Source organism: Fibrella aestuarina BUZ 2, from assembly GCF_000331105.1.
GTDB lineage: Bacteria > Bacteroidota > Bacteroidia > Cytophagales > Spirosomataceae > Fibrella > Fibrella aestuarina.
Genome location: NC_020054.1, coordinates 1,008,506 through 1,029,860, shown reverse-complemented (window position 1 = coordinate 1,029,860; position 21,355 = coordinate 1,008,506). Strand labels below are relative to the sequence as shown.

Sequence of the window (21,355 nt, the reverse complement as noted above, 5' to 3'; positions counted from 1 at the left end):
TTCTGATTCCGCCTTGTATCCTAAATAAATACAATTTTCCGTCAAATCTGAATGACGTTATTGATAGTGGGCGCCACCGTGATGGCTTACCTGTTAGGATCGATTCCGACTGCTGTTTGGTACGGACGCGCCTTCTTCAACCTCGATATCCGGCAGCACGGCAGCGGTAACGCGGGTGCCACCAACACCTTCCGTGTCTTGGGCAAACGAGCTGGTACCATTGTCCTTCTGGTCGATGCCCTGAAAGGATACGCCGCCGCTTCCCTGGCTTTTTTCGTCAATACCATCTATCCCCTCAGCGACAATGAATTGCTGAGCTACCAGTTGCTGTTCGGCTTTCTGGCGGTCATTGGGCACCTGTATCCCTTGTTTGCGCAGTTTCGGGGGGGCAAGGGCGTGGCTACGTTGCTGGGTATGGTGCTGGCGATCCGGCCCGACGTGGCGGCCGTCTGCATCGGCATTTGGCTGGTCGTCGTGATTGCCTCGCAGTTTGTCTCGCTGGGGTCATTGCTGGCGGCACTGGCGTTTCCGGTCTTGCTGCTCCTGCGCGTGTTCGGTCAGCCCGAAAACCCCATGCTTATTGGTTTCGGCTTTCTGATCTTCCTGATCGTGGCCATCACCCACAAGAAAAACATCGGTCGCCTCATCCAGGGCAACGAAAACCGAACTATCTTGATTAAGTTGAAGAAAAAATGATGGAACGCGGATGACACGGATTGACCGGATGCGCGCCGATTTTTTCAGTTGAATCGATACAATCCGCTGCATCCGTTTTATCCGCGTTCCCATCCTCATGCTATGCTAGCAACGTACCTCAGCGAGAATAAGCAACGGTTCCTCGACGAACTGTTCGAGTTGATTCGGATTCCGTCGGTATCAGCCGATTCCAAGTTTAAAGATGATGTACGGCGGGCAGCCGAATTCGTCCGCGACCGGCTGACCGACGCGGGCCTCGACGATGCCGAAGTCATCGATACAGCGGGTCACCCCATCGTATTTGCCCAGAAGCTCATCGACCCGGCCAAGCCGACGGTGCTGGTCTATGGCCACTACGACGTGCAGCCGGCCGACCCATACGAGCTCTGGCACACGCCCCCTTTCGAACCAACCATTCGGAACGAACGCATCTACGCCCGTGGGGCCTGTGACGACAAGGGGCAGTTCTACATGCACATTAAGGCTCTCGAAGCCATGCTCGCCACCGACGCGCTGCCCTGCAACGTGAAGGTGATGATCGAAGGCGAAGAGGAAGTGGGCTCCGACCATCTGGGTACGTTCGTGGCCGAAAACCGCGACAAACTGGCCGCCGATGTCATCCTGATTTCCGATACGAGCATCATCAGCAACGACGTGCCATCGCTGGAAACGGGCCTGCGGGGACTCTCCTACGTGGAAGTGACCGTGACGGGACCCAACCGGGACCTGCACTCGGGCGTGTATGGGGGCGGGGTCGCCAACCCGGCCAACGTCCTGGCCAAAATGATTGCGTCGCTCCACGACGACCAAGGACGAATCAACATCCCCGGTTTTTACGATGACGTAGCCGACCTGAGCGAGGCCGAACGCGCCGAACTGGCCAAAGCTCCCTTTGATCTCGACGAGTACAAGCGCGACCTCGGCATCGACGATGTGGCGGGCGAAGCGGGCTATTCGACCAACGAACGGACGTCAATCCGCCCGACGCTCGACGTGAACGGCATCTGGGGTGGCTACACCGGCGAGGGAGCCAAAACCGTGCTGCCCTCAAAGGCCTCGGCCAAAATCAGCATGCGGCTGGTGCCCAATCAGCATCCCGATGTGATCACCGATCTGTTCGCCCGGCACTTCAAAGCCATCGCGCCAGCGTCGGTAAAAGTGACGGTGACGCCGCATCACGGCGGGTTCCCTTACGTGACGCCTACCGACTCGGTCGAGTTTGAGGCAGCCAGCCGGGCCTTTGAGTTGGCCTGGGGCAAGAAGCCCATCCCGACGCGTGGCGGCGGCAGCATCCCCATCGTGGCCCTGTTTGAAAAAGAGCTGGGAATCAAGACCATCCTGATGGGCTTCGGGCTGGATGCCGACGCCCTTCACTCGCCCAACGAAAGCTACGGCCTCTTCAATTTCTACAAGGGGATTGAAACGATTCCTTATTTTTATCAGGAATACGCCCGGTTAAAGGGCAAAATATGACTTAAAAACTATGAGATATGAATTAAACTTCATAATTCCTGCCCGGATTGTGAAATTTGTTTAATTCACAGTGCCTAGTCGGCACAGCTCATCTTTTTTACTTCATACGGCACAACAACTCAACGTTATCTACCTTCATGACCGCAACGCTTGCCACTGAGCCTGTTCAGGTCTCGGTTGTTATCTGTGCTTATAACGAACAGGACGCCATACTGCCCCTGCTCGATGCGGTGCGGCATGCGTTGGCGGACATGATTTATGAGTTAATCGTTGTTGACGACGGCTCAACCGACCAGACCCTGACGCGGCTCCGGCAACAGGGTGGCGCCCCCCTGACCATCGTCGAACTCAGCCGCAACACGGGGCAGAGCGCCGCCATGGCCGCCGGGCTGTCAATAGCCACCGGCGCGTTTGTCGCGACCCTCGATGGCGACGGCCAAAACGACCCCGCCGATATTCCGCAGTTGCTTCGGGTTGCCCAGTCGACGGGGGCTGATCTGGTTGCCGGTATCCGGGCTAAGCGGCAAGACGGCTGGCTGTTGCGCCGTTTACCCAGTCAACTGGCCAACCGGCTCATTCGTCGCCTGACGGGCATCGACCACTCCGACTTTGGCTGTACGCTGAAGCTGTTTACGCACGACCTGGTCCAACGCCTGCCGCTCTATGGCGACAAGCACCGCTTCATACCGGCGTTGGCGAAAGCGGAGGGCGCGCGCATGGTGTCGGTTCCGGTCATGCACCACCCCCGCCTGACGGGCCAATCGCACTACGGGCTGGGGCGCATTCCCCGCGTACTGGCCGACCTCGTTTTCATGACGTACCTGATCCATTACCAGAACCGGCCTATGCACGCTGCCATGCGGGTGCTGGGTACGTGCCTGGGCGTAGCCGGGCTGGGTACGTTGCTGGTCGGGTTTGGGTACGTGGGTACGTGGCTGATCGGGGCGGCCTTGTTTGGTTTGCTGGCGAGCCTGTTGCTGGCGGTGGGCATCGGTGCCGACTTGCAGCTCTACCGACGTTATCAGAGCCGCACGGCCCAGCCATTTGTTATTCGACGTATTTACCGAAAAACCCCCGTTCCGCTATGACGATTTTGCTAACCGGCGGGGCGGGTTTCATCGGCACGCACCTTACCGAACGACTACTCGCCCAGGGCGATACCGTTCACATCATCGATAATTTCAACGACCTCTACGACCCGGCGCTGAAGCGGCAGAACATCAGCCGCCATGCCGACTCGGGGCGGGTACATGTGCACGAGGGCGACCTCTGCGATCCGCTGCTCCTGCACCGGCTCTTTCAGCAGTATACCTTTGACGCTGTGGTGCATCTGGCCGCTTTGCCGGGTGTAAGGTCGTCGTTTGGGCAACCCAACGAATATTATCGGGTCAACGTATTGGGTACGCAGCACCTGCTCGACATGATGCGGGCGCACAACGTCCGGCGGCTTGTTTTCAGCTCGTCGTCATCTGTCTACGGGGAAACGGAGCGGCAACGGAACAGTGAACTGCGAAATCAGCCCGCGCCGATTTCGCCCTACGCCCAGACCAAACAGGCGGCCGAACAGCTTTGCCAGCAATACGCCGAGGAGCATGGATTCGCCATCAACTGCCTCCGTTTCTTTACCGTATTTGGGCCGCTGCAACGCCCCGATATGGCGATCTATCAGTTTCTCCGGCGCATCCTGACGCATCAGCCCATTACCATTTACGGCGACGGCAATGCCAGCCGCGATTTTACCTACGTGACCGACGTAGCAGCGGGCATTACCAAAGCCCTCCAACACTGGGACGGCTTTCAACTGTACAACATTGGCAGTGGCACCAATACCACCGTTGCCCAGCTGGTGCAGCTCATGGAAGAAGCCACCGGCAACAAAGCGCAGCTGACGTTCAACACCCGACAGCCCGGCGATGTATCGCACACCTGGGCCGATTTATCCAAAGCCTCACAACGACTCACCTATGCCCCGGAAGTAAGCTTAGCCGAGGGCGTTAGCCATATGGTAACTTGGATGCAGATGATGTTGCTCTAATTTATTAGGCGGTATCTTTGTGGTCAGCATGTGGCAACAAGTACAACGTTGGTTTAAGAAGGAGTCGAGTGCGGCCTCAGTGATAGAGCGGATTACCGAGCTATGGCCGACGGATATGCATAACCACCTGATCCCGGGTGTCGATGATGGGGTTAAGACGCTGGACGAAAGCCTGGCCTGTCTCCGGCAGTATGCTGCCTGGGGGATCCGGCGCGTCATTGCCACCCCACATATCAGTCAGGATTACCACCCCAACACCGCCACGCAACTGCTGGAGGCCGTCAAGGGCGTACAACAAGCCCTTCGCGACGAGAACATCCCGATTGAATTCAGTGTTGCCGCTGAGTACCTGCTCGACGAACAGTTCGATCACCTGCTGCGCGCGGGTGAGCTGCTGAGCTTCGGGGAAAAACAGTATGTGTTGATTGAAACGGGCTGGGCCGCCGCCCCCCGACAACTCGACCAATGGGTGTTCGACCTGCAGGTCAAAGGCTATACCCCTATTCTGGCCCACCCCGAACGTTACCGCTATTACCAGAGCGAGCCCTACCTGCTGAAGCAGCTTCGTGAGCAGGGGTGTCTGTTGCAATTAAATCTGATGTCACTCGCAGGACGCTACGGAGCCAAAGCCCAGAAGCTGGCGCAGGATCTGCTCAAAGAGCACTGCATCAGTTTCATCGGCAGCGACCTGCACCGCCCCGCCGACCTCGCCATCCTTCAGGAGGCCTTTTCAATGCCAGGCTGGCAGGAACTAGCCAAGCAACCTCTGTTGAATAGCAAGCTGTAAGCCGAAATCTATTTAATTTCGGTCATCGCAGCAGCACGATCGTTCCGTTGTATACTTTGTCGCCATCGTTGCGAATAGTGCGGTACACCAAGCGGTAACTATACGAACCATTAGGGCAAGCCTGTCCATATTGCGTGCCGTCCCAGGTCGGCCGGTCGGTTCGTTCGCTGTAGACGACGACACCCCATCGGTTGTAAACAGTTAGTTCAAGCACGTCGCCCTGCACAATTGCGGGAGCAAACACATCATTCATGCCGTCGCCGTTCGGTGTGAAGCCAGTGGGGGCCAGTATATGGGAGGCACAGATGCCCGATACCGTGATGGTTCGTACGACGGAGCAGCCCATCGGATTAGTAATGGCTACCCGGTAAATGCCTTCCGCCTGAATCGCAATCTCGGAGGTGGTTTCCCCTTTATTCTCCCACTTATAAGAAACCGAAGGCTCCAGACTACCGGCGTTGAGGGTTTTGCCCCGGCAAACGGTCTCGTCGGGGAGCACCGCTGGCAACGGATTGACCGTCAAGGCCAGTGACGCGGTGGCGGCACATTGGCCATTAGCCACAGTAAGCTGATACGTACCCGGTTCACTTACGCGGATGCTGGGCTCGACCGATCCCGTCGACCAGTGATAAACCGGACTGGCGGGTCCGCCGACGGTGGGGATCAAATCGGTTTCTTCACCTACGCAGATAGCCCGTGACCGGTCCAGGCTGACAGTTGGCATGGTGACCACATCGATCGTGCGGATGGCCGTGCACCCGAGTGGGTTTGTCACCTTCACCTGGTAACGGCCGGGTTGTGATACATTGAGCGTCTGCGATTTACTGTTGCCCGATAACCAGTTGTAAGTCATACTCCCTTCGGTCGTACCGGCCTCCAGCGTCGTTGAGGTGCCCGCCAGGCAGACCGTTGCATCAGGCTTCAAGGCGGGTGATCGGGCGGGCGCAATGGTCACGGCAGCCGTTTTTACGCAGCCGCCATCCTGCACAGTGACTTCATAGGTACCCGACTTGGCAACGGTGATGGTGGGCGTCGTTTCGCCGGACGCCCACCGATACGACACCGAATTAGTAGCTGTCTTCACAGTGGGACCTACTGTTATAGACTGTCCGTTGCAGAGCGGTGGGTACGTACCAAACCGAACTTCCGTTGGCGACGGCACCGTCACGGTTGTCATGGCGTACGCAACACACCCTTTGTCGTCGGTAGCTTTAACGGTATACGTACCACTCTGGTCAAATACGTTGGCACCGCTACCGGGCTTTTGTCCCCCATCCCACTGATACCTCGCGCCACCTGTGGCGGCTACGCTACTACGATTACAGCCGGGCTGTGGTGTACTGAGTGCCAGCGGAAAGGCAGCAGGCCGAATACCAAAATTGATATTTGTATAATATTCATACTGATCAGATTCGACAGTTAGGCAACTGAACGTACCTGGGAACAGGACTACAGCATACCCTTCCGTACCACTTAGCTTATTCGCGCTAGTCTGTTCGGCACCTCTGTTCTGGAACAGCGGAACAAACGAGCGGGAGAACGTTAAGTTGACCGTTGTGTCAGGGCCACCGAGCGATGCAATCAGTAGTACAGGGTTGGTGACGGGCTCCGAAAAACAAATGGTCGCTTCACCTTTGCCGTCTTTCGACCAAACCATCCTTGGCGTGGTCTTATTGGATAACGAACTGTATTCTGAAAAGGAACGAAATTGGCTAAAGGCAAATACATCACTCGTCGGCTTAAGGGGAAAATTGGTTGTCACGTCAACCTGTATTTGCTTTCCATCGACCAGAATAGAGCCCACGGCCTTATTGTCCTGAAATGCAGACCAATCTACCCAGGAGTAAGTTTGGCTACACTGTGCTAGTGAGGTGGTGCACCCTCCATAGCCAATAATCAACCATACGATGAATTGACAGGCCCATCCCGGTACTTGCCAAAGTGGTTTCATTCGCGTCTCGTTGACTGTCACGCTAGTCAGGTTTTTGATGGCTGAGAGGCATCCTGAGTCAGCAAGTGAGCTTGCATTAATTCGATGGACTTACCGTATAGGCACCAAAAATACACATTTTAGAGCGAGTCAGTATACCTATTCGTACCCGAGTGCATACAGGGTTTACGCCAGCGTCTGTACGATTACATCGTGAATATGAGTATCTTGCGCCGTATTTATTACCAAACTGCCAAGCAACGTAGACCTGAATTGACCAATTCAACGTTTTTATATGATCTTACACTCATTCGGTAGACGAGATCATTTTTTTTGAGAAATATTGTATATCGATAAAGCTTATAGAATGGTCTATAGCCTTTGTCTATCTCGCTTCGTCAACCGGTTTTTTGGCTGAACTGACGGATTACCATGGTAAGCGACCCGTCAACATCCATGCTGGATCAGCCCTGACTTAGCGTCAATACAACGTTATGGCTCCTTTATCTTCCCCAGTATCGCCGGTGTCTGCCTCACCTCGTGCGCCAGTATTGAGTCTCGACATCTCACTGGCATCCTATCACGCCATTCAAGAGGCAATTATTGCAGCGGCGCACCGGCATGAATCACGCACAGCCTGCTTTGCGAATGTGCACATGACTGTCGAAGGAACGCATGACGTTGCCTTTGCCCAACTGGTCAACGAGGCCGACTGGGTAACCGCTGATGGCGTACCCCTCACGTGGGCCATACGGCTGCTACAAGGTCTGCCGCAGGAACGGGTAGCCGGCATCGATATGTTGCCCGATCTGGTTCGCCGCGCCGCTGAAGAACAGCTACCCGTATTCTTTTACGGCTCAACCCCCGATGTACTGGCCAAGACCGTTGCGGTTTGCCAGGAACGTTACCCAAGCCTACAGCTTGCCGGTACGCTGTCGCCCCCCTTTCGCCCCCTAACCGAAGCGGAAGAGTCAGACGTGATCGATACCATCAATACGTCGGGTGCCCGATTGGTGTTTGTAGCCCTGGGTTGCCCGAAACAGGAACGCTGGATGGCCCAGATGCGAGGGCGTGTTCAGGCCGTGATGCTGGGTATTGGTGGGGCACTGCCTATTCTGGCGGGTACGCAACGCCGGTCGCCACGCTGGATGCAGCAAAACGGGCTGGAGTGGGTATTTCGGCTGGCAGTGGAGCCACGTCGGTTGTTCAAACGGTATGCCGTTACCAATTCGCTTTTTCTGCTTTATCTAACTCGTCAGTTCTGGCGTACTAAACGAGGCGCTGACTCACGCCGCCAGCACATTCTATGAATCAAACGCATTCTGTAACCAGACCAGTGGCTGAACTAGCGCCCATCGTTCTGTTTGCCTACAAACGCCCGCAGGAGCTCAAATTAGCCCTCGAAGCCTTGCAGGCTAATTACCTCGCGCCGCAGAGTGAACTCTACGTCTTTGTCGATGGCCCTAAACGGGAGTCTGATCGGCCCAAGGTAGAGGCGGTTCGCAAACTCATTGATAACCTCACAGGCTTCCGGGCAATCCACCGGACCTACGCCGAGCAGAATCAGGGGCTGGCTAAATCAGTCATTACGGGTGTAACGACTGTTATGCAACAGTATGGGCAGGCCATCGTGCTCGAAGATGACCTGCTGCCCTCCCGCAACTTCCTGGACTATATGAATCAGGGCCTGCGCGATTACCGGCATCAGTCAACGGTTTTTTCCATTACGGGCTACACATTCCCGTTCGATAAGCCAGCCGATTATGCCGCCGATGGTTACCTGTATCCCCGCACGGGTTCGTGGGGGTGGGCCACCTGGGCGGACCGTTGGCTACCAATTGACTGGTCTGTGGGTGATCTTGATGCCTTTTTGAGTGACCAACAACGCTGCGATGCGTTTAACTACTATGGTAGTGATCGGTTGCGGATGCTGAAGAAGTGGCAGACTGGGAAAATTGACTCGTGGGCCATTCGCTGGTGTTACGCGCAGGCGAACGTCGGCGGCCTGACCCTCTACCCTACCATTTCGAAAATTAATAACGTAGGCTTCTCGATTGAGTCGACGAACACGCACGGCTACAACCGGTACCGGACCATTCTGGATACGGGTGAGCAGCGGGCATTTTCCTTTCCGACCGAGTTGGCCTGCACCGATTATTACCTGCATAACATGCGCTGGAAATTTAGTTTGCCCGTCCGCTTTGGCAATCGGCTCATTACCGAGGCCCTGAAAGCAGGCCGCTGGCTGACAAAAACCTAATCAGCCCTGCTTCACTCAACCGACTACGCATGACAGCCCCCATCATACTCTTCGCTTACAAACGTGCCGATACGTTCCAACGAACCATAGCCGCGCTTCAGGCAAACCACCTGGCGGCGCAGAGCGATCTGCACATCTTTGTGGATGGCCCCAGAACGGCGGTCGATCAGCCCAAAGTGGCGGCTGTGCAGGCATTGGCCAGGCAGGTAACGGGTTTTCGTAGCCTAACGCTGCATTTCAGCGAAGCTAATTGCGGCTGTGCCCAGTCCATCATCAACGGCGTATCGCTGATTCTGCGTGATCATCTTACCGCTATCATCGTTGAAGATGACATTGTCACTGCTCCTAATTTTCTGGATTTCATCAATCAGGGGTTAGTTACCTATCGCGATAGTCCGCGCGTTTTTTCAGTAGGTGGCTATACCTTCCCGTTTCGGAAACCGGCTGATTACCAAGACGACGTGTATTTTTTCGGACGTACCTGCGCCTGGGGCTGGGGTATCTGGGCCGATCGCTGGTTCAAAGCCGACTGGAACGTAATGGATTTTCCTCAGTTTATGGCCGACTCGGGGGCGAGGCGGGCCTTCAACTATTACGGTAGTGATCGGGTACGTATGCTACGCCGGACCATACAAGGCGACATCGACACCTGGGATATCCGCCTTTGCTACGCCCTTTACAAACAACAGGGCTTGACGGTTTATCCAACCGTGTCGAAAACGACTAACATCGGTTTCGGTGGCGGCGATGGTATGCATGCCAACGTATACGACCGGTATAAAACTACACTGGATACAGGTGAGCAACGTCAGTTTCGAATGCCAGGACAGGCCTTTGAGAGCCCTTACTACACCCAGCAGGTACGTCATCAGTTTAGTCTGACCATACGACTCTACAACCGCCTGAAGACAATGGCGGGCGTGCGGTAAAGGACCTTGTTTTCATGTATCTTTGCCGCAACTCAACGGTCTCATATGCAGAAATTTACACTTTGGTTTGCTACTCTCTGCTTGCCTCATCTTGCTGCAGCCCAAGCCATTCCTGATACAACCAGCCGGGGTACCCGTTCGTTTGTCGAAGTGGGTGGGCTCGCCGCGTCGGCCAGTCAAACGCCATTCTGGCTTCGTACCCGTCAGTATGGCCTTGTGCCACTCAATAATCCGGCAGGTATTGTCCGGGCGGGCACGACCTTTTTCAAAGGTGATCCTACCGACCCACGACGTGTGCATCTGAAAGTCGGTATTGAAGGCGCGCTGATCAGTAGTGCCACAACGCCTGCTGAGCCAAACGCGGTTCGGATCCTACTGCCTGAGGCATATGCCAGTCTTCGGCTAGGTCAATTCGAGCTTTATGGCGGACGACGACGCGAAGTATTCGGGTTGATGGACACACTGCTGACGTCGGGTTCTTACTCTTGGTCGGGCAATGCGCTACCCATTCCGAAGATTCAGCTTGGTACGCGCGGTTTTGCGCCGCTCGGCTTCACCAATGGCATTGTAGCGATTAACGCCTTTTATGCCCATGGCTGGTTTGGTAAAGCCGATTCGGTGCAGGGCTCCTATCTCCATCAGAAAGCGCTCTACGGGCGGGTTAGCCTGTTTAAACGACGAGTCAATCTGTACGCGGGCGTAGTACATAACGCACAGTGGGCCGGTCGGCGCAATGTAGGTACGTTGTCAGTCAATGGTCAATTGCCCAACACGTTTAAAGACTATCTGCGCGTTATTACAGCATCCGAGACACCCATCGCAGACTCAACCAGTTATGTCGAAATTGACCGGCTCAACCGGGTAGGTAACCACTTGGGATCTATCGATTTCGCAGTAGAAATTCTGGGCGACCGGTCCAATTGGTTTTTGTATTACCAGCATCCCTACGAAGATAAGTCAGGCGTTGCTTTTCAGAACATGCCCGACGGCCTTTACGGGGTACGTTGGCGTAACGCAGGCGCTGTTACGGGCGGTTTCCGATTTCAACAGGTAACAGCGGAAGTGTTGTCTACGATGAACCAGAGTGGTTTTACGACCGATCAGAACGGGCTGTTTGCGGGAGCCGACGATTATTTTAACAACTACCAATATTCTGACGGATGGGCTTACCGACGCCATATCATTGGGACACCCTTTATTACGTTACGTGAAGACACTCGTCCAGACCTACGTGACCTCCGTTCGGCATACGGCCGCTTAACGGTAAGCAGCAACCGCGCTCAGGTCATCCATATCGGTTTGTTGGGTGGGTGGCCTTCGGGGGCTCAGGTACGTGCTCTTTTCTCTTTTAGTCAGCATTTTGGCCGTCCTATTCTGCGCGATCCCAGAGTGCCATTGGCTCAATTCTCGGGTATGGCTGAAGCGTCGGTGCCCTTGCGCTGGCTAGGTGGTTCAGAACTGGCAGCTACTGTTTCGCTTGATCAGGGCCAATGGCTGACGAATAATTTCGGCGGCTGGATTCGACTTCGGAAAATCTTTGCCCGTCCTCAGTAATGCGTATCCTGTTCATTCATAATTACTACCGACTACGAGGCGGTGAGGATACCATTTTCGAGCAGGAGTTTGCGAAGCTACGCGAGTTGGGGCACGACGTAGACGCTGTTATCTTTAATAATGACCAGTTTGGGAAGTCAGTCGGCGGTAAGCTGATAGCAGCATTTCAAACGCTCAATAACCGGGCGTCGGCAGAACGAGTCAAGGAAGCGATTGCTCGGTTTAAGCCCGACGTTATTCACATCCATAATCTGTTTTACACAGCTTCGCCCGCCGTTATCAATGCCGCTAAAGCCTGCAACGTACCCGTTGTGATGACGTTGCACAATTATCGGCTCGTATGTGCTAGCGGGTTGCTCATGCGGCCGGGCGAAATCCCCTGCGAACGTTGTCTGACCAAAACGGTCCCACTCGATGGTATTCGCTTTGGCTGTTTTCGTGATTCGCAGGCACAATCAGCCCAACTTACAGCCATTACCAGCTTACACAAACTGGCGCATACATGGCAACGCGTCGACCGGTTCATTACACTAACCGATTTTGCTCGCCAGAAAATGTTGCAATCATCGCTGCAACTGCGGCCTGAACAGGTTGTTGTGAAGCCAAACTTCGTACCTGATCTAGGGTACACGGCACCCGATCAACGCGGTGATTTTTTTCTCTTCGTGGGCCGTTTGTCGCAGGAGAAAGGAATTGACGTGTTGCTTGAAGCAGCCAAACAAGTAGCCTTGCCTATCGAAATAATTGGCGAAGGCCCATTACAGGCAGCTGTAGAAGCTGCAGCTCAACAGGGGCATGTATATTACCGAGGAAGCCTACCGAGAGAGCAGGTGATAGAACGGATGCGTCAATGCCGGGCCATTATTGTGCCTTCTATCTGGTATGAGGGGTTACCTACCGTTATTCTGGAGGCGTTCGCAACTGGTACGCCTGTTATATGCTCTGACCAAGGAAACTTGAATCAGATCGTAGAAGATGGCAAAACCGGACTACTTTTTCAAACTGGCGATCCCCAATCATTATCGAAGTTACTTACAGACGTTTACCAAACTCCCAATACATCAATAAATTGGGGTAGGAAAGGAAGGCTTTGTTTCGAGAAAAAATATACTTCTTTGGTAGTTATGGATCAACTAGTGTCGCTATACAAATTAATAATAGAGGACAAGAATATAGCTGATCTCTAAATTGTCATATCGTAAAACTTTTACTAAAAACTCAAACATTAGACTTAATTACCTTTCCATCTAGTCTCTTATCAAAATAATGCTTTGTCATTTTGTTACCTATCTTTTGAACTGGTACTTCTACAAATTTGTAGAATAATGCAGCTACAGGAACAGAAAACAACAAAACTAAAACAAGTCTAACAAAAAAATCTATTTTGTTACTTTTAGTAAATCCATAATCAACTAAGTCTAATTTTTCAAGCCAAAACAAAACAGCAAAATGAACTAGATATAAGCTATAACTTACTTTGCCAATATACATCAATAGCACATTTTTCATACAACTCACATAGCCCCTTGCTAATAAAACAGAAAATAAGACAAAAACAAAACTAATAATTATATAAAGATAATCGACTTTCAGAATGAACAATATTACCGAAGCTATTAACGATATAATAAATAAGGTGGTCATTCCTTCAAAGGAAATATTTTCTTTTATGATATAAAAAAAACAGATACCAAATGAAAAAACCGGAATTGAACTAATAATATAATGATTAAAATAAAAGTCATAATCTGAATAAATTTCAAAAGAGGGGACTAAGATTTTTATAATGCATATAGTAAATATGTGAATTGAGCATGCCAAAGCTGTAAATATTACAGCTGACCTGTAAGACTTTATTCTAGAAAAAAGAAATGGTACCATCAAGTAAAATGTCATTTCTACTGCGATTGACCACCCACCTGGAACTATAGAATTAAAATATTTAGGAAAAAAACCGTGAGTAAAAGTCAAGTTTGTCACAAAAAAACCAAATATATCATCCTTGTTCCAATAATCATTCTGAATAGAAAAATAAACAAGGGCTATCCAATACATCGGAGCGATACGAAAAAACCGACGGGAGAAATAAAGTAAAATCTTTTCTTCTTTACCCTTACGTCTCCACATAGACAAGAAAAGTGTAAATGCAGATGCAATAAAGAACAACTGTACACCTTTTGCCCCTTGCCTGACAATTACTTCAAACAAACCGTTTAAGCTTTCACCATATTGAGAGCAATGAACACATAAAACACTTAAAATAGCCGTACCTCTAATGGTATCAATGTAATCTAATTTTAAAGTCTGATTATTTTCCACAAGCTTGTTTTAAACTTTGATTCTCCAAAAAATTGGTAGCTAAAGTGTAGCCGTTTCATTTTTATTCTTAACAAATCCGAATATCATTCTACTCAGATCTAGCAAAAAAAACACTTGTCGGAGTGGTGTATGCCGAACCGCGAAAATGTAACGGCTTCGAAGATAATTTGGAGACTTGAAAGAGACGAAACCTTTAATAAAAACATCCCAAGATTGCCGTTTATTGCGAGTTGCATCCATGTAATTATAAACCAAACTATCTGTAACAACAAATAAATTATAACCAGACTTTCTAGCACGAACAGATAATTCTATATCGGCCATGTAGTGTGGAAAATTCCGCTCATCATACAAACCTTGTTGACAGAAAAATGACATGGGAATCAATGTTCCTCTTCCAGAAAGATCATCACTAGGTAACAGTGATGACTTAGACTTCAATTCATCATAATTATTATGAAATATTTTAGCATTACTTTTCCATTTTGCAGAATAGTAGTTACAAGTAGTCCCCGCATACTCTAGATAGTTATGGTTTTTAACATCAACCACAGGTGAACCTACTAGGCAAGGCTGATTCTGCATAAAAAAGGACGCCAATTTCTCTATGTAATCTGGCTTGATTAGTAAGTCATCATTTAGAGTCAAAATTGCGTCAGTTGACGTATCTGTGCTTTGTTTTATTGCATAACTAACGCCCATATTGATTGCCTTCGTCCACCAGAGGTTTCCATCACCATGTAATACGGTAACTTCTGGAAATTCTTCTTTGATAAGTTCTGTGGTTCCATCTGTAGACCCATCATCAACAACTATTACACGAATATCCTTATATACTTGCTCATGCAAGCAGCGTAAACATTCACGTGTGTAATGCTTACGATTATGTACGGGAATTATGACGTAAATCATGAATAGTAAATGTGATTTAACCACGTGCTACCTTAAACTCGTCAAACCGAGGCTTAGCATTAGGTTGATGCATATGATAATGAGGTACTTGCCCAATAAAGGACGCCCAACCAGAAAAGGTACTTGGAGGGCCAAACAGTAAATCACATTGGCTAAGTGTGGCTAGATCGCCTAAGAATGTCTTGTCGGATACCACTGTCGACCAGTTCGCAAACGCCGCATGCCTTATTGGCTCGTTAGAACACAAAACAAACGTTACCCTCTTTTCAGGTAATAAGTCAGTTATATGCGCCATCATTCCGGCGTAAGCGTCATCATCGTAATAGTATTTGCCTCCTTTCCACGCTGCATAGTCGCCACGACGTAAGTGAACACCAACTACCATATTTCCTTGACAACGGGCCTTTTCTATTAACTCAGTCGCCTCCTTTTGCGCCTGCGCTGGTAATGCAAACATGTTTTTCAACGCAGCATATTGCTGGTTGAACGATTCATAATCCCGGAAGTCCCAATGGGTAACAATAACCCGCTGTTGTGTAGCCTGTTCCAGAAAGCGTTGATCGGCATGGTTGAACTCATACGCCCGATCGATCACCGCGTAGCCTTGTTGCTCGAAGAGGCGCCGGATAGTACCCTGAAACGGACGGCGGGTTCCCACTTTTAGCAGCTTTTGTTGAAATCCAGACAAAAGGGGTTTGTCGGAGACCAGGCGATGTTGCATCAGATGTGGGAACAAATGTTTGTGTTCAAAATCGGCACAATTCACCTCGTAGCCAAGCTGTATAGCGTTGGCGACATGATGCCCCAGCCGAAACAGCTGATTACAGAACTGCCCATGCGTTCCTGCCACTATAACCATATCAGTTAGCCAAAACAGGCCTGTTTTCATCTTCTAATTCGTGCACTCCTACACGCCGTAGCTGTCCATCGACATGCTCCACAGGTACTAGACAAGCCATATATGAGCCTACGCCGACGAGTGCCCAATAGAAAAGTGGAAGTTGATATGACCAACTGAAAATAAAGCCTGTACATAGAAAGACAAACAGAGCAATATAACCAGGATCTTGCCTGAAATGTCGCCACATAAACAGTAAAGTATTTATGAGTAGACCATAAATAAGGACAATACCAAATATGCCATAGTGATACAAAACGTGGATATAGCCAGAATGAATAAACGTTCCTTTAACGCCAATCCAATCTTGAATATCTTCTAGCACGGCGGTTAACTCTCCATCATCATAGCCGTCATACATCCAACCGAAGAAAGGGCGTTGCACAATGCGCTCTAGATATAACTCTCGTTGATTATACCGCCAACCAGATGTCCCCTGCGTATTCGAATTCTCAATATCATCCACGCTAGCCAGCAAACTGTCCATAATCTCTGGTTTGGCAGCCACCAAGAGCGCTACGCTGATAACTCCTATAATCAAATAAGGCAACGCTAACACTGTTATGCGCATAAACCGCTTTTGCACAGCGCCACGCATCACCAGCATGATGATAACTATAGCCACACCGGTTGTTATCCATAATGTCCGGTGGAAAAAACCGATGATTAGTAATAGGGAAAAAATAGCCATGTTCATGTTCTTTCCCTTGTTATCTTGTAAGAAACTGACCAGGTAAAAGCAAAAAACCAGCGTTAAGTAATAGGTTTCTTCTGAGCTTGTAGATCGGTCTGTCGAGTTAAACTGGTGCGTTAGAATACGGCCCAAAGCCAGTTGATTAAAGGCAAATAGGATCAGCGTAACCGTGACAATTTCTTTGACACTAATGTCACGCATGAACCAAGCTCCCATAAATCCGCCATAAACGACTGTCGTCGACAGACTTAATGACATATATTGCAATGAACCTATTGCTTGCCCATACTTGAAATACGATGTACTCATCAGTAGCGCAATGAGTACAAGGTACAGTACCGTTCCTATCCGCAGATGCCGAGGTAGTCGGGGAAAAAACAGGATGGCGTAGCTTACCCCTCCGATAACGACAATCCGGCGGACGCTTGACTGTAGTGGTGCAGCCAAAGGGCTGCTAAGTGCCAGCTCGCTAAAAAGGAACAGGTACAAATGCAGTCGTTTGAAAATAGCTTCGAAGTTCATCAATACTGTTGTTTAGCATGCCTTTAAGCTACTTGGTATAGTCCCACCAACTGGCGAGCATTCGTATCCAGCCGATGGCGATTCATCACAAGCTGGTAGGCCGCTTCAGCTATGTGCTGATAAGCCGTTGGGTTGTCAACGATGTCAATAATCGTTTGGCGGAATTGATCCGTACTGACATCGGCAATGACTCCTGCTTTTCCAAATTGGATCACTTCACGCAAACCCGGCCCGTCATTGACCAAGCTCAATAGCTTACAGGCAGACGCTTCGAGATATACATTGCCTACTCCTTCGTATAACGAGGGCAATACGTGCAGATCAGCTACCTGCATATAGCGATAAACGTCCTGTCGTGTACCTAGGAATTGAACCCGGTCTCTCAGTTGGTGTGTCTCGCAACAAGCCTTTTCAGCAGCTTCGGCTTCACCTGTGCCAATGTGCAGGCATTTCACATGCTCGTAACCAGGCGGGAGTTGTGCCATCAGTTCAAAAACGCGCTGATGATTTTTCACTTTTGAACAGCCTCCCACCATGATTAATACGAAATCGGTTGGTGACAGACCAAGTTCAGCGCGTCGTTGATTCTTTTCCGTCTCCGAAATAGGAACGAATAGGTTTGTGTTGATCCAGTTATGCAGGATGATAGGCTGGCTGGTATAGCGACGTTCGTTGTTAAAAACTGCCTCCCCAATAGCCAGACGTTGTACACCAAATACCTTTTCAGTTAGCCAGGTGTGTACAACTCGGCGGGCCAACATCGCCTTGTGGTACACGAAGACGTTGTGAATGGATGAAACCACACGCGGCACCCGATTCAGGTACGTTAGAAAGGCATAGTACACAAAGGCCTGTTCAGGATGTATGTGCACAACGTCAAACCGATGTTCTTTTAAGAACTGGTTAACTTTTTTAAAGTAACCAAGCGTTCGCTGAAACGGTATGTGGTGGATGGTGTACCCTCGTGCCTGCAGCTCATCGGCAAACTCACCCGGTATGGGGCCGGTGCCCAGGATATGTGTTTCCAGGTTATGCTCATTGAACACACCATTGGCATCACGAATCATGACCTCGGCCCCGGAGTGACGCAATTCACACAGAATGTGCAGTACTTTTTTGGGATTGGCTGAGTTGTTCATACGCGTTCAGATATTGGTCGACAACAGTGCCCGGCGAGAAGCGATCAAGCGCGTTCTGGCGGGCTCGCTGACTCATAGTACGGTAATATATAGCGTCGGATGCCAGTTGTTCGAGGGCTTCACAAACCGCCTGCGGTGAGGTGATGTCGGTGAGTACACCCGATTCGTTGGACAAAAGCCACGGAACGCCTCCGCTCTTATCGCCCGCCACAATGGGTAGTCCCATAGCAGAGGCCTCGATCAACACCATTGGGCAGGATTCTTCCAGAGCTGTATGCAGGAACAAATCGTGCTTGCTAACAGCCTGCATCAGGTCGTTAAAGTTGGTCGGGCCATGAAACCGAACGTTTTCTTCGCAACTATGAGCTTGTGCCCACTGATGCGCGGCTTCTCCCTCACCAAAACCGAAGCCATACAGGTTCAGCGTTGCTGCGGGAAATTTCTGCCGGAATAGTTTGAACGCCTGCATGGCTACTCCAACATTCTTTCGTTTGTCGAAGTTGTTATTGACCATTACCACGCTGGGTACGTTAGGCAATTGGCGCTCCTGGTATAGATCGAACACGGAGTTCGGTTCAAAGTTAGGAATTACGCGAACGGGCCGTTTCGTGAACCGGCTTACGCCTTTAGCTGTATACGTCGATACGGCGGTGAGGTGCTTAGCCCGGCGCAATACGTATGCAGCCATTCCCAACCGAATGGTTCGATACATATCACGCATCGACACCAACACATCGATTGGCGAATCGTGGCAGGTTACCAGAGTAGGAATGCCCGAATCCAACGCGGCCCAGCCCCATTCGTATTGCCAGTGGGCGTGAAGCATATCAGGCTTTGCCTGCCGAATTGCTTCCGTCACACCTTTGCGTTCCGCTTTGAACAAATCGAACACCCGATTCCGTGCCCGCCGCCGATAATGACAGAAATAGACGTCGAGGTTGGGGCCACTTAGCTTGATTGTCTGTCCTGCAGGTACGTCTAATGAATTAGAGAATACCGATACACGATAGCCACGACGGTGCAGCTCAATAATCTGGTTATTGACGGGGACCCCACCCATGCCTTCAGGTACGTTACCCATTGGCAGGTTGAGCAAGGGAGCCAGCTGACTCGTTGCTACCGGACCAACAATACCAATGTGTTGCATACACTTACTTGTTTTTACGTTGTACGTGATTAATCTCGCTTTCAGATATCCAAATTGGAGGGTATGACGATTATTCGTTCAATCTGATTAACTTGACGATAGCAATTCGTCGATAAATCAGCCAACCGAGCATAGCGATCACGACGCATGCCTCCGTACACACCCAGGCAATGGCAGCACCCACATAGCTGTACTGGTGGATAAGCTTGTAATTGAGGCTTAACCCGATGACAGAACCAACCAAGGTTATGAAGAAGTAGGGCCTGTCCATATGCAAATTCAGCATGGTATGCATCCCAAGTAGGCTGTTCATACTTAATAAGACGGGCAATACCGCCAGTATTCTGACTACGACAACGGCTTCGTTGAACCGATTGCCATATAGCAACGAGACAGCTAAGGGCGCACTAACAAAAAGCAGGACGCCAATCAGCGCTGTGCCAGTTAGAAGTACTGGGGCAATTCGACGAACCATACCTAGCCCTCGTTCCTGACTTTGACCAAAACCATTGGCTACGATCGGGAAGAGCGCTTGATTGAGTGCCATACTCACAAAAACTCGTAACAAAAGTTCCAGCCGACTCCCCGCAGAAAATACGCCAACCGCATAGGACGTACTAAATATGCCCAGCATGAACACATGCGATGAACTATAAAGGGTATTATTAATTGATGACAGGAAAAAAGTGAACCCTTCCCGAAATCTTTGCCTGATTGACTGCCATCCTGGAACCTGATAAGTGAGCTTATAACGCTTAACTGCAATACCCAACGCTATCGTACTTACGATCACATGAGACGAACTCATAATCAGGTTCTGGTAAATAAAGTCATCGGCCTGCCGTACCAGCACAAACACACCAAGCGTAATAATAGATTTTCCTAGTAAGCTCAGCATGGCGATGCGGCTAAGGTCTTCCATGCCTTGAAAGAGCCATTGCGGGAACAATGCCACACCTACGCAATATAAACATGTGGCCATGTGGAGCGGCAAATACGCCCGAAAGCTAGAATCAACTATAGCCAGAGCAAAGAAGATGCAGGCAGCTAATGCCAGCAAGAGTAATTTGGCCGACAGCACCTGCGCGAACAGGCGATTGATGTAAGCATGGTCATCGCGATTGGCAGCGACTAACCGCACTATTGCAACATCGAATCCAAAGCTTACCAGAAGCACGAAGTAGTTGTTATAACTCATTGAAAAGTTAAGCAACCCCATTCGTTCCGGCCCAATCACCCGCGATACATACGGCACCGTTAGCAATGGCAACAAATAATTAGCCACCTGTACGCTAAACAGAGAAGCTATGTTAATCGAGAACTTACGCCATTGCCCTTGCGGCAATAAAGCAACGAGTCTACCACGCATTCACATTTCCTTTCAGCATAGCCTGAACTGTTCCCAAGCACAGCTTAGCGTCCAGCCCAATTGACTGTTTCTTTACGTACAGCAGATCATACTGAACGCGATGCTTCATATTAACCAGTTCCCGTGTTTCGCCACGGGCACCACGTACCTGCGCTAGCCCCGTAATACCAGGTCGTACCTCATAGCGAGAACGATAGTTCTGAATTGTATGCCAATACAGATCATCATGCTGTACAGCATGCGGACGTGGCCCCACGATACTCATATCACCCATCAGCACATTCCAGAACTGCGGCATCTCGTCGAGGTTCGTGCGGCGCAGGAAGGCGCCAATACGGGTTATCCGCGCATCCCCTTTACGGGCCTGAGCAAACGCGGCCGTTGGGGCATGATACATCGTTCGAAACTTCAGGCAGTGAAATACCCGCCCGTTGCGCCCACTACGTACCTGTACAAACAGGATAGGGCCACGTGACGTGAGGCAAATAGCCAAGCCAATAAGCGGAATCATCCATGAGAGCACGAAAACGGTGACGAACGCTGCAACTGTTAGATCAAACAGCCGTTTCCCGTAACGTGTATATAGCGACGAAGGAACATCAACATAGCTTAGTTCAGGACCGGCTGGCGTTGAAGCACGTGTTGAGTGGCGCGAATACGTGGTTGGATTAGCGGACAGCATAACATCAGG

Annotated in this window: 19 protein-coding genes; 10 read left to right on the top strand and 9 right to left on the bottom strand. The window is 50.5% G+C overall.

What is annotated here, in order from left to right:
- Positions 1 to 51: 51 nt before the first annotated feature.
- The 5 genes from plsY to FAES_RS04045 all read left to right on the top strand — a co-directional run bounded on the left by plsY (position 52) and on the right by FAES_RS04045 (position 4,991).
- Complete coding sequence (plsY, locus tag FAES_RS04065) at positions 52 to 696, top strand: glycerol-3-phosphate 1-O-acyltransferase PlsY (protein WP_015329927.1); 645 nt, start codon at positions 52 to 54, stop codon at positions 694 to 696.
- Positions 697 to 798: 102 nt separating this feature from the next.
- Positions 799 to 2,169 (top strand): dipeptidase, encoded by a 1,371-nt coding sequence (locus tag FAES_RS04060; protein ID WP_015329926.1) that lies wholly within the window; start codon positions 799 to 801, stop codon positions 2,167 to 2,169.
- Between the two features lie 137 nt (positions 2,170 to 2,306).
- The gene (locus tag FAES_RS04055; protein ID WP_015329925.1) at positions 2,307 to 3,257 is read left to right on the top strand and encodes a glycosyltransferase family 2 protein; all 951 of its coding nucleotides are present in this window, start codon (positions 2,307 to 2,309) and stop codon (positions 3,255 to 3,257) included.
- Entirely contained in the window at positions 3,254 to 4,204 is a 951-nt protein-coding gene (locus tag FAES_RS04050; RefSeq protein WP_015329924.1) for an NAD-dependent epimerase/dehydratase family protein, read from the top strand. The genes FAES_RS04055 and FAES_RS04050 overlap by 4 nt, the downstream gene beginning before the upstream one ends.
- Positions 4,205 to 4,319: 115 nt before the next feature.
- Positions 4,320 to 4,991, top strand: coding sequence for a tyrosine-protein phosphatase (locus tag FAES_RS04045; protein WP_148289288.1), 672 nt, complete (start codon positions 4,320 to 4,322; stop codon positions 4,989 to 4,991).
- 22 nt (positions 4,992 to 5,013) lie between these two features.
- Here FAES_RS04045 and FAES_RS04040 read toward each other — a convergent pair whose 3' ends face one another.
- Positions 5,014 to 6,648: a T9SS type B sorting domain-containing protein gene (locus FAES_RS04040; protein ID WP_041257538.1), complete on the bottom strand. Its 1,635-nt coding sequence runs from the start codon at positions 6,646 to 6,648 to the stop codon at positions 5,014 to 5,016.
- A gap of 767 nt (positions 6,649 to 7,415) precedes the next feature.
- On the opposite strand from FAES_RS04040, the gene FAES_RS04035 reads away from it, so the two are divergent.
- The 5 genes from FAES_RS04035 to FAES_RS04015 all read left to right on the top strand — a co-directional run bounded on the left by FAES_RS04035 (position 7,416) and on the right by FAES_RS04015 (position 12,851).
- The gene (locus FAES_RS04035; protein WP_015329921.1) at positions 7,416 to 8,231 is read left to right on the top strand and encodes a WecB/TagA/CpsF family glycosyltransferase; all 816 of its coding nucleotides are present in this window, start codon (positions 7,416 to 7,418) and stop codon (positions 8,229 to 8,231) included.
- Between the two features lie 26 nt (positions 8,232 to 8,257).
- The gene (locus tag FAES_RS04030) at positions 8,258 to 9,181 is read left to right on the top strand and encodes a glycosyltransferase family protein (RefSeq protein WP_041258565.1); all 924 of its coding nucleotides are present in this window, start codon (positions 8,258 to 8,260) and stop codon (positions 9,179 to 9,181) included.
- Positions 9,182 to 9,210: 29 nt separating this feature from the next.
- Complete coding sequence (locus tag FAES_RS04025) at positions 9,211 to 10,110, top strand: hypothetical protein (protein ID WP_015329919.1); 900 nt, start codon at positions 9,211 to 9,213, stop codon at positions 10,108 to 10,110.
- Between the two features lie 81 nt (positions 10,111 to 10,191).
- A complete protein-coding gene (locus FAES_RS04020) occupies positions 10,192 to 11,664 on the top strand; it encodes a capsule assembly Wzi family protein (protein ID WP_229364418.1) in 1,473 nt (490 codons plus the stop codon).
- Positions 11,664 to 12,851 (top strand): glycosyltransferase family 4 protein, encoded by a 1,188-nt coding sequence (locus tag FAES_RS04015; protein WP_015329917.1) that lies wholly within the window; start codon positions 11,664 to 11,666, stop codon positions 12,849 to 12,851. The genes FAES_RS04020 and FAES_RS04015 overlap by 1 nt, the downstream gene beginning before the upstream one ends.
- 31 nt (positions 12,852 to 12,882) lie before the next feature.
- Here the strand turns inward: FAES_RS04015 and FAES_RS04010 are convergent, their stop codons facing one another.
- The 8 genes from FAES_RS04010 to FAES_RS03980 all read right to left on the bottom strand — a co-directional run bounded on the left by FAES_RS04010 (position 12,883) and on the right by FAES_RS03980 (position 21,346).
- Positions 12,883 to 13,983, bottom strand: a complete 1,101-nt coding sequence (locus FAES_RS04010; RefSeq protein WP_015329916.1) for an acyltransferase family protein — start codon at positions 13,981 to 13,983, stop codon at positions 12,883 to 12,885.
- Between the two features lie 39 nt (positions 13,984 to 14,022).
- Positions 14,023 to 14,895 carry a glycosyltransferase family 2 protein gene (locus tag FAES_RS29495; protein ID WP_083891461.1) on the bottom strand — a complete coding sequence of 291 codons (873 nt, stop codon included), beginning with the start codon at positions 14,893 to 14,895 and terminating at the stop codon, positions 14,023 to 14,025.
- 16 nt (positions 14,896 to 14,911) lie between these two features.
- Positions 14,912 to 15,784, bottom strand: coding sequence for an alpha-1,2-fucosyltransferase (locus tag FAES_RS28840; RefSeq protein WP_015329915.1), 873 nt, complete (start codon positions 15,782 to 15,784; stop codon positions 14,912 to 14,914).
- On the bottom strand, positions 15,756 to 17,009 hold the full coding sequence (locus tag FAES_RS04000) for an O-antigen ligase family protein (protein ID WP_041257534.1): 1,254 nt from the start codon (positions 17,007 to 17,009) through the stop codon (positions 15,756 to 15,758). The genes FAES_RS28840 and FAES_RS04000 overlap by 29 nt, the downstream gene beginning before the upstream one ends.
- 23 nt (positions 17,010 to 17,032) lie before the next feature.
- Positions 17,033 to 18,148 (bottom strand): glycosyltransferase family 4 protein, encoded by a 1,116-nt coding sequence (locus FAES_RS03995; RefSeq protein WP_015329913.1) that lies wholly within the window; start codon positions 18,146 to 18,148, stop codon positions 17,033 to 17,035.
- Positions 18,102 to 19,295, bottom strand: coding sequence for a glycosyltransferase family 4 protein (locus tag FAES_RS03990; protein ID WP_015329912.1), 1,194 nt, complete (start codon positions 19,293 to 19,295; stop codon positions 18,102 to 18,104). The genes FAES_RS03995 and FAES_RS03990 overlap by 47 nt, the downstream gene beginning before the upstream one ends.
- 70 nt (positions 19,296 to 19,365) lie before the next feature.
- Positions 19,366 to 20,664, bottom strand: coding sequence for a flippase (locus tag FAES_RS03985; protein ID WP_015329911.1), 1,299 nt, complete (start codon positions 20,662 to 20,664; stop codon positions 19,366 to 19,368).
- Complete coding sequence (locus FAES_RS03980; RefSeq protein ID WP_015329910.1) at positions 20,654 to 21,346, bottom strand: sugar transferase; 693 nt, start codon at positions 21,344 to 21,346, stop codon at positions 20,654 to 20,656. The genes FAES_RS03985 and FAES_RS03980 overlap by 11 nt, the downstream gene beginning before the upstream one ends.
- Positions 21,347 to 21,355 lie beyond the last annotated feature (9 nt).